We start from the raw sequence: 25,512 nt of genomic DNA, 5'->3' as shown, positions 1-25,512 counted from the left end.
AAATAGACTTCAAGCTAGAAAGCGGCAGGCACCGCTCAACAAAGATGTGGTACTGCCGCCTCTATCACATCCTCATGTTACAACATTTGGATGCATGGGATCTGCCTTACGAATCCGCCCTGAGAAAGTTGGTTTGTAATGTAGCATGATCTCGTAAATATCATACAGCATTCTCAGGCATAGCAACAGTGTTATGTCTATTATTCATGCCCTGTTTTGCATCTTTTTTTCATCTTGGGTAATATTCACTTGTCAAAGTTCAATTGCCAGAATTTAGCTGGCATGATCACTCAAGATTCCGAGAGATCATTAAAATCACTTCATTCTATCACAAAAAACTCACCAAAGTAGAAAAAGGTGTTATTTACCGCAAATAGATTGTGTACTATTAAAATATCGTCTATAATTGTTTAAACGAATCATAAAGCATACAGAGGTTAGTGATATGGATTACATGCATACTGCTAAAAAACTCTATGAATATAGCGAGCAGTTAGTGAATACAAAAAATAATAAGGCAGGGAGATTATAATGAGAACACTTTTCATAGGTAACAGCCACACATATTTTAATGATATGCCAAAGATCTTTAAGGATATATGCAAAGAAAACGGAATAGACATGCAGGTAACCATGCTTACAAAAGGTGGAATGGGGCTTGATTATCATGCTGAAAACGAGCAGACAAGATTCAATATATTATTTGGGGAATATGATTTCATAATCCTGCAGCACGTAGCCCATCCCATGGGAGAGTTCTCCGTTATGGAAGAGGCTGCTGACAAACTGATGGAGTGGATAAGAAAGACATCTTCAATGCCCTGTTTTTACATGACCTGGACTAAGGAAGGTGACGAAGAATCCCAGAAAGAGATGTCAGAGAGATACAGAATTCTTGCGGATAAATATGGATGCAAGGTTGCCCCCGTAGGCGAAAAGTGGTGGGAGTATATCCATAACCATCCTGAGGTAGATCTATTCTATAAAGACAGAAGGCATGCATCACCCGAAGGCTCAAAACTTGTTGCAAGGACTATCTTTGAAACACTTAAGGATGATATGAAGTAAATGCAAATGGATTATTTTTGGAAACAGCAGGATTTTAGATGGAATATATTGTCATGAAGAAAAGGATTTTTATAATTGTTGCAGCATTGTTGATCATAATATTGAATGTTTACCTAAACGAAAGAAACACTTCCCCCAAGCTTCCGGAGGGATGGCTAGCAATATCTTATGAAGATACTGCTGTAATGATTGATCCATTTAGTTCTGATTTATCTGACATAACCGGTGTAATCATAACTGGTAAAGATGAAGAAAAAGAGATAACTGAAACCGGCATTTCCCTGTTTGATGCAATAGAACTTGCAGGCATTAGTCCTGATAGCTACTCCAAAGTAAGAGTTGTTTCAGAAGATGATTATTCTGTAGAACTCTCTGCGGAGGAAGTAGCAACTCCCCAAAAAGTATATCTGGCAAAACAGCGAGAATACGATGACAGTACAAGTGCAAGATTAATAGTTTTTGGCGACAACAATTCAAAGCGACAGGTGAAAAAAGTTGCATTGATAGACCTTCAAAAATGATAATAAAAAACTGGCAGTTTTATTTATAGATAAACTAAACTGCCAGTTTTTTATATAAGGAAAAAATCTTGTAAGGTAATCATTATGATCAATATTTGTCAGATTAACCTAAAACAGTAAAATATACATATACGAGAAAGCTCACAACCATGGGCTTTCTTTTTTTTCACATTTGTTTTATAACCGCAATTGGGGCAGAAATTTAATGACTTATTGTCCGGTAATTCAGTTCCACATTTTTTACAAAAAGGCATAATAGTTTGTCACCTCTTAATAAAACTCAATATTGCGTTAAAATATATGCTCAATAACATTTTTGCCTTGATACTATAGTGTTAGTATATGTTTATATTATTATTGCAAAAATTAGTTAATTTTATATTAAAACAGGATAAAAATATTCTTATTCTATTATTCAAATTTCACTGTTACAAAACTACTATCAGTAATTATCTAGATGACAAGTTTATTGAATTTATCAATCCAGAAAAACCGCTCTGCCTTATAGGAAGATTTCTTCTAAAGCCATAGAATAATAGAAGTATTATCTGTATGGGGATTGATGCTATGCAAAGTCATAGTTGAAAGGGCTGATCCAATTGAACATATCATTGTCTCCTGTGTGCAGGGCAAGGGGACTGAATCTGTGATGATAATACACCCGCAATCATTATTGTTGAAATACCGTTCCATTTTAATTGTAACTTGGATCGCGCTGTGACTCAACAAAAAGCTTTATAAACAAAAAACATGTGTTTTTTGTTTACAGAAAGTTTATAGAGTATGTTGCATATTAAATGTTACTATATAAACGTAGAAGATTGCCTTCATTTTAGGTTGCAGAGTAACAATTGCAATAATTATATATATGAACTTACTTTTCAAAGCCACTGCCTTTAGAAGAATTTGAGGCATTGCTCAAGGAATAGATTTTGAAATCATTTAGGGAGACTATGATTATGAAAATCGCTGAATTGATGGCAAATAAGCTTGAGAAACTCTTTCAGGAGGCATCGCTGGAGAATATTAAAGCAGATACCTATAAGGACCTCTGTGGTGCACTTCATGTCACGAAAATGTATTATGACATGGATCTTGGTGGTGATGACAGATACCGGAACCACAGGACGGGGAAACTTGTATTTGAAGCAACACCAGTTGATGACAAGCTTGTTCTTTATGATTCCGGCATGCCGGGAGGCTTAAAAAAGTGTTACAACTTCTACTATGATGGAAATGAGTATGTCCATGCCTACATAGAATTCGAAAAAGCTGTAAAAGAAGATGACATTGACCAGGAACTGTGTGCGTTTATGGCAAATGTTATCTACATCATCATAAGCAGACAGAACATGAGAAAGATGCTTGACTATGCTGAGACATCTGATGTTCTTACAGGAATCCCTAATATTGCAATGGTACAAAGAAAATATTATACGGTACTACAGCATTCCAGGCCACAGGATTATGCCGTTCTAAGGATCAACCTCAGAAACTTCAGATACATTAATGAGATATGTGGTGCACAGGCAGGAGATGAAGCCATAATACAGTATTCAAGGAAACTGCTTAAGTTTACAGAAGATGATGAATGTGCCGGACGCATGGGCGGGGATAATTTTGTAGTATACCTGCACAATGAGAATCTAAAGAACTTTTTAAAGAAGATAAGTACAGTCACCATATCAAAGCTTAAAAATGCTCCAAATAATCGCTTTGACGTTGTGGCATGGGTCGGGATATCCATGCTCTCAGAAGATGAGAACAAGACTTTCCTTGAACGCCTTAACGATGCAAATGTAGCCTGTGGGCTTGGAAAGAGCAGATTAAAGCAGGACGTTGTTTATTATGGCGAAGAGCTGAAAAATATGGTGATGCAAGGAAGGGACATTATAGGAATATTTCCGACTGCAGTAAAGAACCATGAGTTCACGCCTTTTTTCCAGCCTAAGGTTGACATGAAAACGGGCAAACTTGTTGGTTTTGAAGCGCTGTGCAGGTGGTTCCATGAGGACCATTACATATACCCTGATCAGTTTATTCCGATATTGGACAGAGAGGGGCTTATACCGAAACTTGATCTTGCCATATTTGATGAAACCTGCAAAGCGATAAAAAGATGGAAAGAAATGGGACTTACTCCACCAAGGATTTCAAGTAACTTTTCCAAAAAAGACCTTTTTGTACCAAAGATAGAAAGCAAGATATTAAAGGTAATAGAGGAAAATGGCCTATCTACTGACGATGTGGAAATAGAGATAACAGAGAGCACAAAGGATGTTGAGTATGAGAGACTCATTACATTTGTAAAGACTCTCAAAGAAAATGGGCTGTTTATATCCATCGATGACTTTGGTACCGGATATTCATCCCTGTCACTTCTCCATAACATCGATGCAGATGTAATAAAGATCGATAAGTCTTTTACAGATATGATAATATCAGATGATAAAACTGCGATTCTTGTTGAAAGCATAATAACTATTGCACAAAGACTAAAGATGGAGATCATCGCAGAAGGCGTTGAGACGAAGGAGCAGGGTAAAAAGCTTGTGGAACTGGGCTGTAATCTGGCGCAGGGGTATTATTACAGTAAGCCGGTAGACTATCAGTCTGCGACAGAGATCATAAACAGTTGCGATTATGCACCGGTCGTATAAGACATACCGGGACTACTATGAAGATGATACTCAGGCTCCGGATGGGGCTTTGTCGACAATTCATTGCATTCCGTTTTTTTTACACTCTATCCTGTTTCAAAAAAACGGTTGCCTTTCTTACACAACATCAGTTGTTATATTTTGGGCAGATATCGAAGAAAAGCTAAATAGAAAGCAAAAACAAGAAACGCCTTGGGAGCAAGGAACCAGCGCTGCCGTATCGGCAAATGTTAGTGCAATTTCAGAATATTCCGCGCAAGCTCGAAGTGAAGGATTCAGTGAAAAGCGCGGTGGAGGATACTATGTGGTTATTATTTGTTACTCTGGCGATACTCATGTGGGCGGCAACCAGTCTGCTCTACAAGGCAGGCATTCACGACGGTAAGGAGCAGCACATCTGCCTGAAATACTCCGTTTGCATCGGGCTCGTGTTCTTTGCGATTGCTCTCGTCTATCTGGTAACGCGGGATGAGCCGTTTACCATTTGGGAAAGCGCCGTAAGATACTGGCCGATGACGTTATTTGGCCTCGTTTACGCCGTGTTCAACACGATTTCCTTCAACGGTTATATTCACAACGAGGCGACAGTGGAATCTCCCGTAGAGGGCATCAGCGGCGGCACGTCCACGATCCTGCTGATTATCGCGTATCTTGCGCTTGGACGAGTGAGCTCAATCTCCGAACTTTTGACGCCCCTGAAAACCGCGGGAATAGTGGTGATTATGATATGCATTATCCTGCTTTCGACGGTTCGCAACAGAGAAATACGGAAAGATGCTAACCGCCAGAGCGCTGGCTGGATGACGCGGGGCTTGGGAACCCTGATCTTTCCGGTGATATTTTCGATAGGCGACGCTTTGGAAACGATTGTTTCAGGCATCTGCCTGGACACCACCTATGGCTACGCCATGCCGGAGGGAGACAGCATCATCATCGTAGGCATGATATACGCCGTTTTCGCCCTCGGGTTCTGGATTTATATTTGGTGGAAGGAAAGGAAACCCTACAACCCTTTCACCAAGCACAGCGCTCCTCGCATCCTTGGCGCAATTGCAGACAATGTCGGAATCGTGTTTTACAGCTACGCCATGGCCATGAACTCGGTCTCGACGGACCCGTTGTTGGCGTTGTATCCAATCTTTGTGATGATTGGAGGCCACCTCATTATGAAGGAAAAGGTCAGTGCGGCTCAGTATGTTTTCCTGCTGGGAATTGTCGCAGGCAGCGTTATGGTAATTGCGGGCACGGTATAGTGAGCTTCCCTTGTTGATACCGTCAGTATGTAAGGTGATAGTCAGGAAGCGTTACGCATCCAGAAAGGAGATAGATTGATATGCACATGTTCGCTAAGAAACAGCCGGCTTTGATGACGAAAAAGTATTACTCCATGCTGCTGGGCGGAACTCTGACCATGATGGTGGTTTCCATTCTGCTGATGTCCGATTCTATCGTTGCCGGTGCTGTCATAGGTCCCGATGCCGTAGCAGCCATCACACTGGTAACACCCCTCTATGCCCTCGGTGCCTTTTTCGGCTCCGTAATCTCCATGGGTGTGCCTATTTTGTACACAACAGAAATGGGGAAATTCAATAAGGAGCGGGCTGACCAGATCTTCGGCTTTGGTGTTCTCGCATCCATCGTTGTGGGCATTGCCCTGTTCTTTTTGGCAAGTCTGTTCGGGAACGTGTACCTACTCAGCAGTTCCCCTTCGCAAGCGGTTCTTGGCTATGCGAAGGGATACCTCTTCTGGATGCGCTTTACGATCCTGATTCTTCCGATCCAGCAGCTCATTCTTAATGCGGTTTACAGCGATGGCGACGAAAATGTCTCCACAATCGGCAGCGTGGTGCAGGGTGTGGGAAACATCGTGTTCTCTATTGTTCTCAGCAGATTTATGGGAGCCGCGGGTATTGGCCTGGCTTCCTTTGTCTTCTATACGGTTTCCCTGCTCATCATGCTCTTTCATTTCCGGAAGGAGACCAATTCTCTTCGCTGGAACCTGTATTACTCCTTTGATATTTTAAAGGAGGTTGTACGCTACAGCATCATCGACTCCAGCTCCTATCTCTTCCTCGGTGCCTTTACTGGTGCGCTGAACGCGTTTGTCAGTAATCAGTTCGGTCCGGAGTACCTGATTCTGGTTTCTGCCATTGTCCTGTCCCGGGAGTTTCAAATGCTCTTCGACGGGATTGGCGTGGCAGTTGGCCCCATCTTCAGCGTTTACATCGGGGAAGAAAACCACAGCGGGCTGCGTTCCGCTTTCGCTCTGGCACGCAAAACAGCTATCGTAGAGGGAATAGCTGTCATGCTGGTTCTGCTGGTTATTGCACCCCTTGTACCCATGGTGCTGCATGTGGAGCAGGCGGAGCTTGTCCGCTGGATTGTAACCGGTGTCCGGCTGACTGCCCTGGGTACCACCTTTGTCAGCCTTTTGTATATGCTCACCTCTTACTATCTGGTCATTGGGCAAATCCTCCTGGGCGTGGTGGTCTGCGCACTGCGGGATGTGGTCCTGAGCGTCTGTCTCGCAGTAGGTTTGGGCAAGGTTCTGGGTGTATGGGGCTTTTTCATCGGCCTTGCTGTGGCGCCCATGTTTGCCTATGCCTTGCTGATGGTCTATCTTACAGCGCGTTACGGCAGAAAGGACTGCCCGATGCTTTTCTCTAAGGTACCGGGAGACGAAAACAGCTATCTCTTCAACCTTTCCACTAATCCGGAGGAGATTATCGCCGTACAAAGGAAGGTCGAAACGCTTCTGAAGGAACACAGTGTGGAAAAGCGAGTTGTCGGACAGACCATGCTGCTGATTGAGGAGGCCTATATGCTCATCCGGCAAATGAACGACAACAAGGCTGTGCTCGCTGAATGCACTGTGAACCTGAAGCCTGAAGGCGTTCAAATTATATCGAAGGACGATGGCGTTTCCTTCGATATGGCCGATGAGGACATCAGTGTCATGTCCCTGGGCGCCTATACCTTGGCTCGGTACCTGGAAAAGAAGGACTTCGGCAACCGCCATCTGACCACCATGAGCCTCAACCGCAGCTCGTTTCTCATCAAGGGCAAGGACCAGAAGATCCTGTACAGCAAAGAAAATTGAACACACTAAATTCGCATCTGCAATGTAGCAAAGATGCTACACAAAAACAATTAGCACTCTACTTGACAGAGTGCTAATTTGGTGTTATACCATATATAGAACAAAGGAACAGAGAAGACCATAAGGACTGAAGTTCCCTAGATCTAAACCCTCCGTCCCAATGCTCAAAAATAAATGTTTTTGATGCAAAGGAGGAAAAAACTATGTTAGCACCAAGTATTTTTGAAGAGAGACTTTTTGATGATCTGTTCAATTTCCCGGATTTCAGGGATCTGAACCACATGGAGCGCAAGCTTTATGGACGTCACGCCGACAGGCTGATGAAGACTGATGTCAAGGAAGAGGATAACCAGTATGAGGTCAGCATTGATCTTCCAGGATTTAGCAAGGAAGATATAAACCTCGAACTAAACGAAGGCTATCTTACAATCAGCGCTTCAAAGAACATGAACAATGACAAGAACGATAAGAAGGGCCGCCTTATCAGACAGGAACGTTACAGCGGATCGATGCAGAGAAGCTTCTATGTAGGTGACCAGATCACAGAAGAGGATATAAAAGCATCCTTCAAACATGGAGTTCTTTCATTGACGATACCTAAGAAGGAGCAGCAAAAGCTTCCTGAAAAGAAACATATAATGATTGCCTAAAGGCATAACAACATAAAACTCCTAATAACAACGTAATAATAAGCGACTCGGGAACACTTCCGGGCCGCTTATTTTATATGTAATGATAAAATTGCTGTTAATAGTTACTTGGGTTTGTATCAAATTACTTTTTGTTTACAAGATCCTTAAGAGCCTTACCAGCCTTGAACTTAGGAGCTACAGAAGCAGGAATCTTGATTGTGAAGCTAAAATGTGCGCAACTGGTCCGATTTCAGTACTCATTAGCTTCCTTGTTGTAAAAAAGAAGAACGGGCTATAAAATTGTACTATCGACGTTTTATGGGAAGGGTCAATACGGTGGGGTATGATTTTTGAGGGGATTGCCAGGAGATACAATGACCTTAAAATAGGGCAAAAACTGATTCTTATCTTTCTTGTTATATCTGTAATACCAATAACATTATTACAGATATATAATTTTGCGCGTACTCAGAATAACATGACAAAACAGATCGATGAAATCATATATAACGATCTTATAGGTATTTCTGAACGCACAAATCTCAGTATGGAAACATACACTAATCTCTTGTATCAGATATATGTTGATGATGACATAATAAGCCAGATTGAGATACTATTCAATGGAACTGAGACCAGGAAGGCATCTGCAAGAAGTGCCATAAGAGGGAAGCTTAAGCAGTATACAAGCACGATAGAAGATGTCAGATGTATAAGTCTTGTATGCTCAAATGGTGAATCCGTAATATATGATTTTAATACGGATTCTGCAGTACATAACTTATGGGATAAATTTTCAGATATGCGTATCACCCCTCCTGTCCAGGGTGCTAAAAACAGCCCGGGTATGGTAATTACTCCTTCAATGAAATTTTCAGAAAATGGAAAGACTACTTATTACTTCCATATATCCAAAAGAATGTTTGATTTTGATCACCTTGATAAGGGAAGTATAGCTACTGTGATTATGTCTGTTGATGAAAAGGCTCTGAAACGTATCTGTAATAATGAATCTGTTAAAAGCACAGGCATAAACTTCATTTTGGATGATGAGAGTAGGGTTGTTTCTTATCCCGACAGTGTTTATGTTGCATCAATAGTTTCAGATATGGATGCTTTTATAAGACAGAGCGGATTCCTGTCAGATAGTGGGAACATTGCCACTATAGTATATGAGGATAAATCGACCAGTTGGAAATTTGTTAGTGCGTATGATGTAGATGAAGTGCTGCAGGATTTAAGGGCAAGTCAGCGTATCATGATATTCATTAGCCTTATTATTCTTATTACTGTCGTGATTATAATCAACTATACAATAAGAAATCTTAACAGATCGGTAAGGTCGATAGTAAATGGTATGCAGAAAGTCCAGAACGGTAACCTGAAGGAAAGGATATCCGTTCATAGTGAGGATGAGTTTGGCGTTATCAGTAATAATTTTAATCTTATGACGGAGAGGGTGGAGAATCTTCTAAGCGAGGTTTCCGAGGCCAAGGATAGACAGAAGGATGCGGAAATTAAAGCGCTTGAAGCTCAGATAAATCCACATTTTCTATATAATACGCTTGATTCAATAAACTGGATGGCAATTGAGAAGGGTGAAAATGAAATTAGCAAAGCCCTTAGTAATCTGGGGCTTATTCTGAGGCACTCAGTCAGCAGAGTAGATGCCAAAACAACAGTAGGTGTTGAAAAGGATTTTCTGAACCGGTATCTCGAATTGCAGAGCATAAGATTTGAGAATGCTTTCCTATTTAACGTAGTCGTAAGCCAGGAAACAGAAAAAATGCAACTTCATAAACTACTGATTCAGCCATTTGTGGAAAATGCAATTATTCATGGTTTCGAAGGAATTGAAGAGGGCGGAGAGATAACAGTACATATCGATATGTCCGAGAAGGGAGATTATCTTCAGATAAGTATAGGGGATAATGGGAAGGGCATGCCGGCAGATCTGCTTGAAAAGATGAATAACAGGGAATATGTGCTTAGTAAAGAAAATGATTCCAAGGAGGGGCTTGGTCTCAGAAATGCCTTCTCAAGACTTGTTATGTATTATGGTGACAGAGCACATTGGACAATAAACAGCGTTAAGGATATAGGAACAGAGATTACCTTGTATATCCCTGCAGACAGCTGTATTGTTTGACCTATTGGGGGAGAGATGAGAATAGTTATTGTCGAGGATGAGATAAAAATAAGAAACGGGCTCTCAAGGCTTTTGTCAGCCCATGAAAATACTGAAGTGGTCGGAAAGGCAAAAAATGGCAGGGAAGGGATAGAACTGATAGAGGAATTGAGACCGGATCTTGTCGTTACGGACATCCAGATGCCTGAGATGAATGGACTTGATATGCTCGATGAGTTAAAAGAGAAAGGAATAAAGTGCCATAGCATAATACTTACAGGTTATGCAGAATTCGATTACGCTAGAAGGGCCGTAAGCGCAGGAGCAGATGATTATCTCCTAAAGCCTATAACGGTAGATGATGTTGAAAGGGTTCTTTTAACCATAAATAAAAAGATAGGTGTGGAAGCAGCACAACTTGATGCTGATCCTGCAATATACCTAAGGACACTGATCGCAGGTACACTTGAATTATCAATGGAAAATATTCAGAAAATAAACAGGGTATTTGGTATACATGACGGAGAAAGTATGTGGCTGTTATATGGAAGATTCCCTGAAAAAATAGTGGAAGATGAGCTAGGAGCAAGATTTGATGATTCACTGGCGATGACTTCTCTGGATGAGAGCAACGGTTTATGTTTACTATACAGGCAGGCTGTCAATTCTGAAGAAATGGCTGCTATGATAAAAAGAAGGATATCAGTCATATCTTCAGCAAAGAACAGTATATGGACACTGGGAGAACTGACAGATATCAGCAATTTGACATCCAAATTAGATGATCTGAGAAAAAATATTTTGTATGCCATGGCACTTGGAGATATAAGTGTGATAACGAAGAGTGATTACGAGCAGAAGGAATTTCCGGATTATCCTTATTCTTCCGAGATGGAAAAAGAGATTGAGAAAATTCTTATGACGGGAGATGGGGAGGTATTCGAAAAATGGTGCAACGACTTTACAGATACATTAAAAAAGGGCAGCTACAATCCATTTTCAGTACGCGTTGCGGTGTCAAATATTTCCAACTACATAATGCAGCTTGCTTCAAGGATGTGGACAAGGAAACTTAAACCACTTGCGGATGTGGATGCACCGCTAAAAATATCAAGAGCTCTGCTTCTTAGGGAAATGCTTGAACCTTTAAAGGAACAGGTGAGGATCATTCTTCTTCGTGAAAATGAACGGGAAAATATTAGAAACTACACTCTACTTAAGGCTATTTCATATATAAGGGAACACTATCAGGAAAAAATATCACAGGAAGAAGTTGCAGACTATCTGGCAATCACGCCTGAATACCTCAGTACTCTGTTCCACAGGGAAATGAACATAAACTTTTCCGCATTTGTAAACGAGTTCAGGGTAAGCCATGCAAAAAGACTTCTCAAAACGACTGACCTCAAGATATATGAGGTTGCTGAAAAAGTCGGATTTTCAGACACCAAATACTTTAACAAGGTTTTTAAGGACATTGAAGGAATTTCGCCAAAGGAATTTAAGTCAATGAAGTAAAAGGAGCAGCTTTATGGGGGAGTTGATAAAAGGATATAAAAAGAGAATCCTTCAGAGCATAACAGTTATACTATTGTGTTGCGTTATTATATCTGTCTTTGGTTGCTATGCTGCAGATTCTGATGTGACGGAGGAGGAGATATCTTCAAAGCAGGAACTGCTCATATGGTCATATTACGAAACCGATGCACAGACAAAAGGGCTTGATGAGCTTACCAGATCATTTAATGAAGCGCAGGATCAGTATGAAATAACTTGGGAACATGTCCCGATGACTGAGTTCGACCGGAGGATATCAAGAGCATATACCGAGCAGGAACTTCCTGATATCGTGATAATAGATAATCCGGATATGCAAAGGTTCATACAGCTTGGGATGTTTGAGGACATAACTGAATATGCTAAAAAACTCAAGCTTGATGAAGATTACTTTATGGCTTCTGTAGGGACCACAAAGTATGAGGATAGCTATTACGGAGTTCCTTTTAACAGTAACAATGTATGTCTTATCTACAGACCGGATATGTTAAAGGCGGCAGGTGTAGATGTTCCTGAAAACTGGGACGACTTTTCTGATGCCGTTCATAAACTCTCTGGCAGTGGTACATATGGCTTTTTGATGAGTTCCATTGATGCCGAGCAGGGAGCCTTTCAGATATGTAGCTGGGTTATTGAAGCTACTGAAGAAGGAAAGGATATAAATGGTGAGGCCGTAAAGGAAGCATTAAGTCTTTTGACCGGGCTTGTGGAAGACGGATGCATGCCAGCTGATTGTATAAATTATTCACAGACAGATGTGGCAAGAAGGTTTATTGATGGGGATATTGCAATAATGGAAAATGGACCATGGGTTTTTTCCATGCTTGATGAAGCCGGAATAGATTATGAACTTGCACCAATGCCGTCATATAAGAGAAGTGCTGTTGTACTTGGCGGTGAAAATCTCGGAATAATTAAAGGAAAAAATGTGGAAGGTGCTGTCGAATTTATAAAATACTGCGCTGAAAAAGGTGGTACTGAACGTTTCTGTGATAGCACTGATCTTTTGCCAAGCAAAGTCAGTTCTGCAGAGGAGCTTGTGAAAAAGAAACCGAAGCTTAGGATAATCATGGATCAGATGGATTATGCCATATCCAGAACTGATATAAAAGAGTGGAAAACCCTTTCAAATACGCTTACGGAAGGCTTTTCAAAGGTAATAACCGGAGAGATGAGTCTTGATGAAGTAGCACTTAAAATTAAGTGAAATCAGTTGAATTATTTCCACCTTTTTTAATTTATTGGAATTTTTAAGAATAAATACCTCTCTTACAATACTTGTATAAAGAGATGAAGGACATCTCAGATACAGGCAAAGAAAAGGGAGGTATTTTTTATGAGGTTTAAGAAGTTAGTATCGGTAGCAGCTACCACAGCCATGGCGGCATCAATTCTTGCAGGATGCGGATCTGGTAATACATCTTCAGGGGGAGAAACAGCTAAGGCTCCTGAGACTGCAGAAGCACCTGCTGCAACAGAGATTGCTGATGAGGCAACACCAACTGCAGCAGATGGAAAGAAAGAAGTAGTAATTTGGGATTATTTTGAAACAGCAGCACAGAAGGAAATGATGGAGACCCTTATAGATGGGTTCAACAAATCACAGGACAAATATGTAGCTTCACATACCTATGTGCCATTTGCGGATTATGAGAAACAGCTGACATTAGGTATTGCATCTGGAGAGCTTCCGGATGTTGTCATTCTTGATGGATGTGATATGGCTTCATTCATTGCCATGGATCTGTTCGGAGATATCTCAGATGCCAATATCGATTGGTCAGAATATATCGAAGGACCAATGAATTCCACAATGATGGATGGAAAGCATTATGGTCTTCCGTTTGCGACAAACTGTACCGCACTTTTCTATAACAAGGATATCTTTGATGCTGCAGGTGTTGAATATCCTGATGAAAACACAACATGGGAAGAGTTCCATGAGATGGCCAAAAAGCTTACAGATTATGGCGTAACAGGATTTGGAAATGCAGCAATCGGAACTGATGAGGGAACATTCCAGTGTCTGCAGTGGCTCTATACAGCAGGCGGTTCTTACACTGATATTACAGACGGTGAGGACGCATACAAGCTCATGCAGGAAATGATAAAAGACGGCTCATGGTCTAAGGAATGTGTAAACTGGGCACAGACTGATGTATGCAACAACTGGAAGGCTGGAAACATCGCAATGATGCAGAATGGCCCCTGGCAGATTCCCGGTATTGCAACTGATGCCCCCGACATCAACTATGGCGTAACTGTTCTTCCTAAGAAAGATGCTTCCTCAGGACAGGCTACATCTATTCTTGGTGGTGAAAACATGGGTGCTGTAAACAAGGACGATATGGAAGGCGCAAAGGCATTTCTTGAATACTATAACCAGACAGATGTTATGGTAGCTGCAATGAAGCAGTACGGTTCATTCCCTCCTAAGACAGAAGCTGCAAAGGATGCATACTGGACAGAAGATCCTATTCAGAAGGAATTCATTACACAGCTTACAACATCTATTCCCAGAGGTCCTTCAGCTATATGGCCTTCATATTCAAATGCTATCCAGACTGGTTTCCAGGAAGTGCTCACACTTTCAAAGGATCCCGATCAGGCAGCAAAGGATACACAGGCAGCTGTGGATGCAGTCAAATAATTATAATTGTTAATAATCGCGGGGAGGCGCCGGCTTCCCCGCATTGTCTTTAATAAAGGAGCAAAATATGACTTCAGCAACTCTTACGGCAAAAGAGCATACACAGTCAGGGATTTCAATATTGGGAATTGGGAAAAGGAAGCTGACCAGCCAGGGAAAGATGGGATTTTTATTTTCACTTCCGGCTCTTATATATATGCTCGTATTTGTCGGATATCCAACTCTTTCAAACCTTATTCTCAGCTTGAAGAATGTCAACGTTTATAACTTTTCCAAACCGGGAATGCAGGAATTTGTCGGATTATCAAATTATGTGGAACTGTTTACGGATGCAAACTCAGTTATGAGTAAAGCGATAGTAAATACACTTATTTTTACAGTTGCATCCATTTTCTTTCAGTTTATCATTGGCTTTGTTCTTGCGCTTTTATTCAGCAAGAAGTTTCCAGGATCTTCTTTCTTCAGAGGAGCAACCATGATCTCATGGCTTTTGCCTGTTACGGTTGCAGGACTGCTTTTTAAGTTTATATTTGCTACGTCGGGAGGAATTGCAAACCAGATGCTGATGTCAATGCATCTTATCGATTCACCCGTAGATTGGCTTCTTAAAGGAAATACTGCAATGGTGGCCATTGTTGTAGCTAATATTTGGATAGGTATACCATTTAATATGATGCTCCTTCTTACAGGGCTTACTACGGTTCCTGCAGATATCTACGAGAGTGCAAGGATAGACGGAGCTAACAAGATACAGACACTTTTCAGAATAACTATTCCTGTAATAAAGCCTGCCATAATGTCTGTGCTTACGCTTGGATTCGTATATACTTTCAAAGTTTTTGATCTTGTCTGGGTTATGACAAAGGGTGGTCCTATAAATGCGACAGAGTTGGCAAGTACCTATGCCTACAAGCTCTCTTTTGAACAGTTTGAATTTAGTAAAGGAGCTGCTTCAGCTAATATTCTGTTTCTGATACTTTTCGTAGTGGGAATGTTCTACATAAAGCTTATAAATTCAGAAGAGGAGGTAATGTAATATGAAGCATGAAAAACGAGAGAGTGCCATTAGCTTTGGCGCCGGCATCATAATATTCATTATCCTTATGTTCCCACTTTACTGGATGATTGTTACTGCATTAAAAACACAGGTTGAGATATTCGAAGTTCCTACACCTCTCTGGCCAAGGAATCTTACGCTTGAAGCCTTCCAGAGCCAGTTTTCAGAATCGAGTGCTACTTTATTAGGATTCAGGAACAGTTTTCTTATAGCTTTTTCAGCGATGATGATATCGACGGTACTTTCAATACCTGCAGCATATGGTCTGGCAAGATTCAGATTCAGGTCAAAGAAAATCCTTATCCTGTTTTTCCTTATGATGCAGATGCTGCCTTCAACACTTATACTTACGCCACTTTATATCATGTTTTCAAGGATGGGGCTGTTAAATAACTACCTTGCACCGATACTTGCTGATGCTACGCTTGGAATTCCGTTTTCAATTATTATCCTTAGGACATATTTCCTTTCCATACCTAAGGAACTTGATGAAGCTGCTGCAATTGATGGCTGCAGTCCCATAAGCTCATTTATCCAAATAATGCTTCCCATAGCAAAGCCTGGGGTTATTGTAGCGGCTGTTTTTTCATTTGTTTATGCATGGGGTGACCTTATCTATGGAATTACATTTATGACGGATCCAAATAAGAGGCCAATAACATCAAATATATACAATTATGTCCAACAGTATCAGACATTATGGAATGCAACAATGGCATTTGGTATTGTTGCTATTTTGCCTATTGTTCTTATATTTATATTCATGCAAAGATACATCGTAAGTGGACTAACAAATGGTGCAGTTAAGGCATAAGGGGGAGAAATGAAATATAATGCTAACTCAACGATCCCTATTTCGGACATAAGGATCACCGACAGTTTTTTCAATAAATACAGGGATCTTGTAGGAAAGGTAATCATACCGTATCAGTGGGATGTATTAAATGACAGGCTCGAAGATGTAGAAACGAGCCACTGCATTGAGAATTTCAAGATTGCTGCCGGTATTTCGAAAGGTGAATATAAAGGCGCTGTTTTCCAGGATACAGATCTTGCAAAATGGCTTGAAGCAGTAGGCTTTTACTTATCATCCTACGGCCGTGATGAGAAGCTTGAAAAACTTGCTGATGGAGCTATAGATCTCATTGAAAAAGCTCAGCAGCCAGACGGGTATCTGGATACCTATTTCATAATCAACGCACCTGAAAAAAGGTGGAAAAACCTTCAGGAAGGACATGAACTGTATACTGCGGGACACATGATGGAAGCAGCAGTCGCATATTTTGAAGCTACTGGGAAAAGGAAATTTCTGGATATTGTCTGCAGGTTAGGTGACCTTTTATGCGATGTTTTTGGAAGTGAAGATGGGAAGTGCCATGGATACCCAGGTCATCCGGAGGTTGAACTGGGGCTTGTAAAACTATATAGAGTAACGGGTAAAGAGGAGTATCTTAAGCTTGCAAAGCACTTCATAGATATCAGGGGAGTTGGAGACAACTATTTTCTGGAAGAAGAAAAGCGTCCTGATTTTGATCGGATATTCCCGGAGTTTAATGATTATGATCCTTCGTATTCACAGTCCCACAAACCCGTATATGAGCAGACTACAGCAGAAGGACATGCTGTTCGTGCTGCTTATCTGTACAGTGCAATGGCAGATGTCGCAGCAGAGTATGGCGATAAAAAGCTCCTTTCCTGCTGCGAGACCCTGTGGGATGATATGGTTCACAGAAGGATGTATATAACAGGAAGTATAGGTTCATCAGGTTTCCTGGAGAGATTTACCACGGACTATGATCTTCCAAATGACTGTAACTATTCTGAATCATGTGCATCAATAGCACTTGCCATGTTTGGAAAAAGAATGGGAGAGATTACACATGATGCTTCATATTTTGACGAGGTAGAGAGGGCTTTATATAACACGGTTCTGTCCGGTATAGCCATGGATGGTAAAGGATTCTTCTATGTTAATCCTCTTGAGGTATGGCCTGATGCCTGTATGGAGCATACTTCCCGTGCACATGTAAAAAGTGAGAGGCAGAAGTGGTTTGGCGTAGCATGCTGTCCTCCAAACATAGCGCGCACTCTTGCTTCTATTGGACAGTATATTTTTTGCAGAAGAGATGATGAACTAGATGTAAATCTCTTTATATCTTCCGAAACAAGAACCAGTCTTGGAGAATGTGATCTTGTCGTCAGAATGGAAAGCCGGATGCCATGGGAGGGGAAGGTAAGGCTGATAATTGATAGTAAATCAGAGGGTATGGAACTAACGGGAAAGCTTGGAATAAGAGTTCCATATTATGCTGAAAACATGGGTATATCGATTGAAAGCAATATGGGCAGAACTTTGTTCGATAATGAGGAGCATGGATATAAGTATATATTACTAAATGGTAAAAGTATGACCATAGACATTTCTTTTGATATTCCTGCAAGATTCATTCATGCAAATCCCCTTGTCAGAGCTGACGCAGGGAAGGTAGCTCTGATGAAAGGACCGCTGGTTTATTGCCTCGAAGAAGAAGACAATGGTGACAATTTATCTTCGGTCTTTGTTGATACGGATACTGTTATCACGGAAGAATATCAGGAGGATATCCTTGGTGGTACCTACAGACTATATTTCGAAGGAAGGCAGTTGAATATGGATGGTTGGGATAATCATTGCCTTTATGGGACACAAAAGATTTCGTTAACAGATAGACGGTTTGTGGCCTATCCGTACTGCTACTGGGGAAACCGGGAAAGAAATAAGGAAATGATAGTCTGGATAAAAGAAATGATCAGATAGAATATGGCGGTTGGCAATCATATATGAACAGCCAACCGTTTTTTTGTTTTAAGAGAGGAAATATTGCCAGAATTGTTTATATCGCCAATTACAATCATGGTTCAGCTTTTGGACAGAGAACCCAGGAAAAAGAAGGAAGCTCTTCAAACTATTGAAAAGCACATAGATACTTTTTTAGAGAGATACGAATTCAAGTGAAATGAGAAGGATGAATATGAAAACACTTGTTATTTACACATCACAGACAGGATTTACAAAAAGATATGCCCAGTGGCTTGCAGACAGGGTAGGCGCAGATCTGATTGATCTTAAAGAAGCCCAGAAAAAGGGGACAGATTATTTTGAAGCCTACGGCGCAATCTGCTATGGGGGATGGGCTATGGCAGAAAAAGTTGTTAAGTCCAAGTGGTTCCTTCTGAATGATGATTTCAGGGGCTTTTTTGCAACCTTAATAAATCTTAAGGTTTGGATAAGGTTTTCTTAATGCAGACAAAATATACTGATTTCCGTGACAAATGTAGAGAGATATGAGGTGCATAAGAATGAAAAAATTAGAGATAACGAATAAAAGGAATGCTATGATTATTCTTTCTTCAATCGTTCTGACTATTACAATAGCAACAACCAGTGGAGTAACAATCTATAAAAAATCAATGGTAAAAGCTGCAGATAATGAAAATACGTTGCAGACAGTAGAGGTTATAAAACAGGATCTTGAGAAATCACTTTCAATAAATGGGACCATTGCGGCTCTTGAAAGTCAGTCTGTAACAAGTGAGTTGTCAGGGGTTAAGGTAAAATCCATCAAGGTTAGAGTAGGTGACCACGTAAAAAAGGGAGATGTGGTTGCAGAGCTCGATACCTCAACTATAGAAAAAGCGTTGAAGCAGGCAGAGGATAGCCTTGAAATAGCAAAGCAAAAGGATGCTCTTGAAATGGCAACCGCCAAAAGAAACTATGATACAGCAGTTGAACAGGCAAAAATTCAACAGGAGAGAGCTCAAAGGGAAGTGGATAAAGCACAGCAGGAATATGAGAAATCAGTTAATGCTTCCGATACAGCAGATGGAGTTTATGCTTCCGCTCAGGAAAATGTTGATAGCAAAACAGGAGAAGCGAATTATGCCCAGGGCACTTATGATGAGGCAAACGGACATGCAAAAAGCAAAGCTGAGAAATACGAGAAAAAACAGGAAAAGCTTGAGGATGCCCAGAAGAGACTTACAGAAGCTGAGAGGGTAAAAACCGAGCTTGATGGAATGCAGGAGGATCAGGTAGAGAACCTTAATGCACAAAAGGAAGAAGCACAAAGAGAACTTGATGAAGCAAGAGAAGCGGTTGAAAAGGCAGAGAAAGAAGTGAGGAAAGCAAAGCATGAAAATGAGCAAGCTCAAAGTTCACTTGAATCAAATCAGAATGCACTTAGTGATGCAAAGAGTAACCTTGCAGATGCAAAGGCAGATCAGGCAAGTGCTGAGGCAGATGCGAAATCAAAGAAGGAAGGAATTGATGGAGCAAAGGATTCAGTTACAAAGGCGCAGGATTCACAACAAGACATTATCAGAGAAGGTGAAAAGAGCTTAGCTGATGCAAAGGATAGTATAAAGAGTACAGAGCTTGGCCAATCCTCCAGCAATATTTCACTTCAGCAGGAGGTTGAGAAATATAAACAGCAGATTGAGAGTGCGACTCTCACAGCTCCCTGTGACGGACTTGTTACCTCTGTGGGAATAAAGGAAGGTGCCCTTTATGATAACGGTAAGGAGATAATGAACATTCAGAATGATAAGGGCTACAAGGTTAACGCTACTGTAGATCAGTATGATATCTGTGATGTTCAGGAAGGAATGCCGGTAAGAATAAAAACTGATTCCACGGGGGAAGAACTTCTTGAGGGCACAGTTTCTTTTGTATCTCCGATCCCGGGAGGGGAGGCTTTGAGTACTGAACAGTCATCAGGCACAGCTTCAAACAGCAATGATTATCCTATCGAGGTTTCAATAAAAAACAAGACCGACAGACTGAGAATAGGAATGACAGCAAAGATCACAATAGTCCAGCAGGAAAAGAAGGGAGCACTCGTTGTTCCGGATTCAGTGATACAGCAGTCAGATGATGGTAAAAACTATATTGAAGTGGTAACAGGAGAAAGCGCAGTAGCAGGAAACAGCGAAGAAAAAAATCCTACTCCTATGACAGAGAAGATAGATATTACCTATGGAATTAAAACAGATTACTATGTGGAAATAAACGGAAAAGGAATTAAGGAAGGAATGAAGGTGGTTATGCCAACCACTGACTATAGTGAGGATATTTTGGAATGATTCAGGCCGAAAAAATATATAAACGTTTCAATATAGGAACGGAAAATGAAATAGAGATACTTCACGGAATAGATATAAATGTAAAAAGGGGGGAGTTTGTTTCAATCGTAGGAACTTCCGGCTCAGGAAAATCAACCTTTATGAACATTATAGGGCTTCTTGATAAGCCTACAGAGGGGACATATATCCTTGATGGTATTGATGTGTGTAATGCCTCTGATAAGGAACTTTCACATATAAGAAATCAGAAAATAGGTTTTGTTTTCCAGACCTATAATCTGATTCCCAGGACAAGTGCCATAAAAAATGTTGAGCTCCCCATGCTTTATGCAGGGGTAAAGGCAAAAGAGCGCAAAGAAAGAGCAATGGAGCTATTAGAGCTTGTAGAGATGAAGGAAAGAATGCTTCATAATCCGGATGAACTCTCAGGAGGGCAGAAGCAAAGGGTAGCCATTGCAAGAGCATTGGTTAATAATCCCTCCATTATACTTGCGGATGAACCTACAGGTGCACTGGACTCTGCAACGGGAAGAAAAATAATGGACCTTTTTCATAAGCTCCACGAAGAACAGGGGATAACAATAGTATTTATCACTCATTCACCTGAGCTTGCGACAGAGACAGAAAGAATACTGACCTTGAAGGATGGCCGCATTGTTGATGAAAGGATAGGTTACAGATATGCTTCTTGAAAACATAAAGCTTGCATTGTCGGGGCTTTTGGCCAATAAGCTCAGAACCTTTCTGACTATGCTAGGGATAATAATAGGAATTGCTTCGGTGATCACAATTATGAATGTAGCGGATGCAATGAAGAATTCCACCATGAGTCAGATGGGGGATATGGGAGTCAATAATATATCTTTTTACATGAATCAGAAGCCCGACCCCGATACGGGAGAATACAGTGAAAATATAAGGGAAATGAAGGATAAGGATTATTTTTCACCGGAGATGCTAAGGGATGTAAAGGACCATTTTAAAGGAAGGGTAAGTGGCATATCCCTGTCAAAGTCAATTGCGGATGCAAAAATCGAGAATGGAAAAAAATATGCAAACGTTAGCATTGAAGGATTAAATGAAGAGGGCATAAAAAATAAAAAGCTTACAATTATTTCCGGAAGAAATATCACAGCAAAGGAGCAGGAGGATGGCAGAAGGGTGGCGCTTGTATCCGACAGACTGGCGAACAATCTCTTTGACGGAGATACGGGAAAAGCTCTGGGAAAGCAGCTGGAGGCTGTTCTTGAAAACAAATACTATAATTACACGATAGTAGGAGTATATGAGTATGTGGAAAGTCCCGGTGGAGGATATAGTGCCAAGGTATCTCAGAAAGATCTGCGGACAGGGCTTTATATTCCGCTGTCGTGCGCTGTCAAGCAAACGAGAAAAGGTGAGTTGTATGAAAACTTTGATGTGATTGCAGCTACAGGAGAAGATCAGGGAAGTCTGGCCACAGAAATCATGGAGTATCTTAACACAAAATATTATGGTAATAACGATGCCTATGAAGCTTATGGATATAGCATGAAGGAAGAAATCAAGTCCATGGAATCCATGCTGAATACGCAGACCTATGCATTTATGGCTGTGGGTGCGATATCGCTTCTTGTAGGCGGTATCGGTGTAATGAATATCATGGTGGTGTCAATAACAGAGAGGACAAAAGAGATAGGTACCAGGAAGGCTCTTGGCGCAACAAATGGCTATATTCGCCTTCAATTCATTACGGAAGCAATTGTCATATGCCTTATAGGTGGAATATTAGGAATAATTACAGGGGAGCTTTTTGGATTTATTGCATCCAAATTTTTAGGAGCAAGCGGTAGTGCATCCGTAAGTGGTATAATATTATGTGTATTGTTCTCGATGGTTTTTGGTGTCTTTTTCGGGTTTTATCCCGCAAACAAGGCAGCCAGGCTTAATCCTATAGAGGCTCTTAGATATGAGTGATAATAAAAATATGATACTGATTGCAGAGGATGATATGGATATAATCGAACTGCTTAGATTATATTTGGAAAAAGATGGCTATGAAACACTTGTTGCCACAGATGGCATCACTGCATTCGGTATTATTGAAAATAATAATCCGGATCTTATTATATGTGACATAATGATGCCCGGAATGAACGGGTATGAGCTTATAAAGAAAATAAGATCATCCTACAACAACATTCCAATAATTGTTTTGTCTGCAAAAAACCAGGATAACGACAGAATTCTGGGGCTTGATATAGGAGCTGATGATTATATGACCAAGCCCTTTAATCCTCTTGAACTGGTGGCTCATGTAAAAGCTGCTCTCAGAAGATTTTATAATCTTGGTGGGGGAAACGCGTCTCAAAGCGTTTATCAGGTTGGAGCACTACGGCTTGATACTGATAAAATGCGATTTACAAAAAATAATGAGGAAATCATGCTAACTCCATTTGAATTTAAAATTATGAAGCTTCTTATGAGAAATCCCGGACGGGTTTTTACTAAGGTCCAGATTTATGAACAAATAAATGGAGAGTATTTTGAGAATGATGAAAATGCATTAATGGTGCATATGAGTAAGCTTCGGGATAAAATCGAGGATGACAGGAATAACCCCAGATACATCAAAACAATACGCGGTCTTGGATATAAAATTGATAAGGAATAATGAAAAAACTCTTTAAATCCGTAAAACGAAAAAAAGGAACACTATACTCAATGATCACCGGGAACTATATTATGTTCGCGGTGATTGTTGTAATTACTGCACTCTTGATATTTGGATTTTTTAATTTATATATGGATAAAATAGAGTCCAACTATGAAATAAGCAGAATAATAGAACAGGAGAGTTATCTAAAATCGGGAAATTACGAAAAGCTTCAGGTGGAAAGATATCTCGGGAAAGGAAGCTATATCGAGGTTCTTGATAGAATAGGAAAGGTTTTGTACTGTAGTGATAAAGCTGTAAATAACAGCTATACCGATGAAATAATAGAGTACATTCCAGCAGTTGATGGAACAACCTTTTACTCACTTGAAAAAATTTATGATAATGGTGCTGCGAGCGGGTATCTGATGCTAAGATATTCCTATGATGATGAACAGTATACTCTTAACAGTGTGGCTGTTCTTGATGCTTCAAGAAAGATTGTCTTTTCCGATGACCGGACTGAGGGCAAAACGATGTCCGAAAAGGAAATTGATTTTTTAAATGGTGGCTTTGAAGAAAGTACCTTTGTACAGAAATATGAGTATACCGATAATAGGGGTGATGAGAGAGTACTACTTATTCATGACACATATGAGAACGCAAATGAGACTGGCGCTTACAGAAAGGGAATCTTTTCGGTATTATTACTTTTTATAATTACAATGGGCATAATATTGATTGTATTTGTGCTAAGGGTTTCCTTTGTTGTAAAAAAACCGCTTGATATGCTGGAAAATGCGATGGCGGAGTTCTCTGTAGGTAGTGAAGGAAGTGGACTTTCCTACTCAGGCCCCAGGGAGTTTGTAGAAATAATTGATACGTTCAATAATATGTCTATTCGCCTTAAAGAAAGTGAAAAACTGCGGATTAAGTCAGAAAACGAAAAGCAAAAGATGCTAGCGGATATATCCCATGATCTGAAAACTCCCATAACTGTAATTCAAGGATATTCCAAGGCTATAGCTGATGGCGTTGTCCCCAGGGAAGATGAGAAGAAATATCTTGAAGCTATAAGAGCTAAATCTGAAAACCTCTCAGAACTTATTAACATCTTTTATGAGTATTCAAAGCTTGAGCATCCGGAGTTTAGTCTTAGCAAAGAAAACGGCGATATCTGTGAGTATTTCAGAGAGTATCTTGCACTAAAATATGAAGAGCTTGACCTTGCGGGATTTCTCATGGAAATAGATATACCGGATGAAAGTCTGGATTATTGCTTTGACAGGATACAGCTTAAGCGAGTGTTTGAAAATATAATATCAAATTCTGTTAAGTCAAATAGAAAGGGGACTACTATTTTCGCATCTCTTTCAATCACCGATTCGGCAATAATAATAAGGCTTGGTGACGATGGAATTGGTATCCCGGATTCTTTACGTAGTAATATTTTTGAACCATTTGTGGTCGGTAATGAGTCCAGGACAAGCGGACAAGGCACAGGACTTGGACTTTCGATTGCAAAGCTGATAGTCGAAGCTCACGGAGGGAAAATCTGCCTACTTGATAGCGATAAGACCTGCCGAAGAACTATGTTTGAAATATCACTTTTCTTTAGGGGCTGATAAGTAAAGAGGGCTGTTTTTCACCGTTCATTCGTATATAGATGAAATATTACCTGTATAAATATGGGAGTGTGGCAGAAATACACCTAATGGTACTTCTGCAAGGCTGCTGTCACTTCTTGACAAGGGCTTTGTAGATATAGATGCTTTTCTTGCAAAAGGGAAGTAGGTGAGATAGAATGATAAATTCACTGATGGAATACAATGGATATCATGCAAAAGTAGAATTTGACCAGGAAGATCAGATATTCATAGGTCACGTTCTTGGCATCAATGACTCTCTGAATTTTCATGGAGAATCAGTAAAAGAGCTTACACAGTCCCTGCATGATTGTATAGATAATTACCTTGATTACTGCCAGAAGATTGGAAAAGATCCTGAACGAGAATTTAAAGGCTCATTCAATGTTCGCATTAAGCCTGAGCAGCATAAGAAAATTGCATTATATGCTGCCAATGAAGGAATCACGATAAACCAGTTTGTATCCAGAGCTATTGATGATGAACTGGACATCCTAGAAGGTTAGCCCAAAGACGCAATATTTTTGTTAAATCGCCGATTCGAGAACTGATAACTAAAGATGGATTTTATAATGGAAAAGCCTTGATGACAAGGCTTTTCTTTATTTGTTTCAACTATTAAAATATAAGGGTATGAAACCTTTTCTGAGCAAATTAGATATGATGAGTTTAAAAAAGTTGTGGAGAAAATTAGGACATTATAATCTGTAGAAGTGATTCATTTCGCTGATTAGATT

General features: G+C 40.4%; 21 protein-coding genes. All 21 read left to right on the top strand.

Annotation, left to right across the window (positions count from 1 at the left end; all coding sequences use genetic code 11):
• The first annotated feature begins 531 nt into the window (after positions 1–531).
• The 21 genes from G602_RS26880 (at position 532) to G602_RS0114925 (ending at position 25,281) form a co-directional block, all read left to right on the top strand.
• Positions 532–1,068, top strand: a complete 537-nt coding sequence (locus G602_RS26880) for a hypothetical protein (RefSeq protein ID WP_044932291.1) — start codon at positions 532–534, stop codon at positions 1,066–1,068.
• Positions 1,069–1,106: 38 nt separating this feature from the next.
• Positions 1,107–1,589: a hypothetical protein gene (locus G602_RS0115020; RefSeq protein WP_026659725.1), complete on the top strand. Its 483-nt coding sequence runs from the start codon at positions 1,107–1,109 to the stop codon at positions 1,587–1,589.
• 959 nt (positions 1,590–2,548) lie between these two features.
• A complete protein-coding gene (locus G602_RS0115015) occupies positions 2,549–4,249 on the top strand; it encodes a putative bifunctional diguanylate cyclase/phosphodiesterase (RefSeq protein ID WP_026659724.1) in 1,701 nt (566 codons plus the stop codon).
• Between the two features lie 302 nt (positions 4,250–4,551).
• Positions 4,552–5,502, top strand: a complete 951-nt coding sequence (locus tag G602_RS0115010; RefSeq protein WP_044932288.1) for an EamA family transporter — start codon at positions 4,552–4,554, stop codon at positions 5,500–5,502.
• Positions 5,503–5,582: 80 nt separating this feature from the next.
• Positions 5,583–7,349 carry an MATE family efflux transporter gene (locus G602_RS0115005; RefSeq protein WP_049945255.1) on the top strand — a complete coding sequence of 589 codons (1,767 nt, stop codon included), beginning with the start codon at positions 5,583–5,585 and terminating at the stop codon, positions 7,347–7,349.
• Positions 7,350–7,552: 203 nt separating this feature from the next.
• Entirely contained in the window at positions 7,553–7,999 is a 447-nt protein-coding gene (locus tag G602_RS0115000; protein ID WP_026659720.1) for an Hsp20/alpha crystallin family protein, read from the top strand.
• A gap of 325 nt (positions 8,000–8,324) precedes the next feature.
• Positions 8,325–10,130 carry a cache domain-containing sensor histidine kinase gene (locus tag G602_RS0114995; RefSeq protein ID WP_044932287.1) on the top strand — a complete coding sequence of 602 codons (1,806 nt, stop codon included), beginning with the start codon at positions 8,325–8,327 and terminating at the stop codon, positions 10,128–10,130.
• Between the two features lie 15 nt (positions 10,131–10,145).
• A complete protein-coding gene (locus G602_RS0114990) occupies positions 10,146–11,627 on the top strand; it encodes a response regulator transcription factor (protein ID WP_026659718.1) in 1,482 nt (493 codons plus the stop codon).
• A gap of 13 nt (positions 11,628–11,640) precedes the next feature.
• Entirely contained in the window at positions 11,641–12,873 is a 1,233-nt protein-coding gene (locus G602_RS0114985) for an ABC transporter substrate-binding protein (RefSeq protein ID WP_026659717.1), read from the top strand.
• 129 nt (positions 12,874–13,002) lie between these two features.
• Complete coding sequence (locus G602_RS0114980) at positions 13,003–14,316, top strand: extracellular solute-binding protein (RefSeq protein WP_026659716.1); 1,314 nt, start codon at positions 13,003–13,005, stop codon at positions 14,314–14,316.
• Positions 14,317–14,476: 160 nt separating this feature from the next.
• Positions 14,477–15,352, top strand: coding sequence for a carbohydrate ABC transporter permease (locus tag G602_RS0114975; RefSeq protein WP_242835627.1), 876 nt, complete (start codon positions 14,477–14,479; stop codon positions 15,350–15,352).
• Between the two features lies 1 nt (position 15,353).
• On the top strand, positions 15,354–16,187 hold the full coding sequence (locus G602_RS0114970) for a carbohydrate ABC transporter permease (RefSeq protein WP_026659713.1): 834 nt from the start codon (positions 15,354–15,356) through the stop codon (positions 16,185–16,187).
• 9 nt (positions 16,188–16,196) lie between these two features.
• On the top strand, positions 16,197–18,170 hold the full coding sequence (locus G602_RS0114965; protein WP_026659712.1) for a glycoside hydrolase family 127 protein: 1,974 nt from the start codon (positions 16,197–16,199) through the stop codon (positions 18,168–18,170).
• Between the two features lie 63 nt (positions 18,171–18,233).
• A complete protein-coding gene (locus tag G602_RS31755) occupies positions 18,234–18,368 on the top strand; it encodes a hypothetical protein (protein WP_256374983.1) in 135 nt (44 codons plus the stop codon).
• A 16-nt stretch (positions 18,369–18,384) separates the two neighbouring features.
• Positions 18,385–18,654, top strand: a complete 270-nt coding sequence (locus tag G602_RS26875; protein WP_196808691.1) for a flavodoxin domain-containing protein — start codon at positions 18,385–18,387, stop codon at positions 18,652–18,654.
• 58 nt (positions 18,655–18,712) lie between these two features.
• On the top strand, positions 18,713–20,494 hold the full coding sequence (locus tag G602_RS0114950) for an HlyD family efflux transporter periplasmic adaptor subunit (protein ID WP_026659711.1): 1,782 nt from the start codon (positions 18,713–18,715) through the stop codon (positions 20,492–20,494).
• Positions 20,491–21,186, top strand: a complete 696-nt coding sequence (locus G602_RS0114945; RefSeq protein ID WP_026659710.1) for an ABC transporter ATP-binding protein — start codon at positions 20,491–20,493, stop codon at positions 21,184–21,186. Before G602_RS0114950 ends, G602_RS0114945 begins: the two co-directional genes overlap by 4 nt.
• Positions 21,176–22,450 (top strand): ABC transporter permease, encoded by a 1,275-nt coding sequence (locus G602_RS0114940; protein WP_026659709.1) that lies wholly within the window; start codon positions 21,176–21,178, stop codon positions 22,448–22,450. Before G602_RS0114945 ends, G602_RS0114940 begins: the two co-directional genes overlap by 11 nt.
• The gene (locus tag G602_RS0114935) at positions 22,443–23,147 is read left to right on the top strand and encodes a response regulator transcription factor (RefSeq protein WP_026659708.1); all 705 of its coding nucleotides are present in this window, start codon (positions 22,443–22,445) and stop codon (positions 23,145–23,147) included. The genes G602_RS0114940 and G602_RS0114935 overlap by 8 nt, the downstream gene beginning before the upstream one ends.
• 131 nt (positions 23,148–23,278) lie before the next feature.
• Positions 23,279–24,754, top strand: coding sequence for a sensor histidine kinase (locus G602_RS26870; protein ID WP_196808690.1), 1,476 nt, complete (start codon positions 23,279–23,281; stop codon positions 24,752–24,754).
• A gap of 179 nt (positions 24,755–24,933) precedes the next feature.
• Complete coding sequence (locus G602_RS0114925) at positions 24,934–25,281, top strand: type II toxin-antitoxin system HicB family antitoxin (RefSeq protein WP_026659706.1); 348 nt, start codon at positions 24,934–24,936, stop codon at positions 25,279–25,281.
• Positions 25,282–25,512: the final 231 nt, after the last annotated feature.

The organism is Butyrivibrio sp. AC2005, from assembly GCF_000424145.1.
In the GTDB taxonomy this organism is placed as follows: domain Bacteria; phylum Bacillota; class Clostridia; order Lachnospirales; family Lachnospiraceae; genus Butyrivibrio.
The sequence above is the reverse complement of the archived record's forward strand: the minus strand, read 5'-3'. Positions and strand labels throughout refer to the sequence as shown.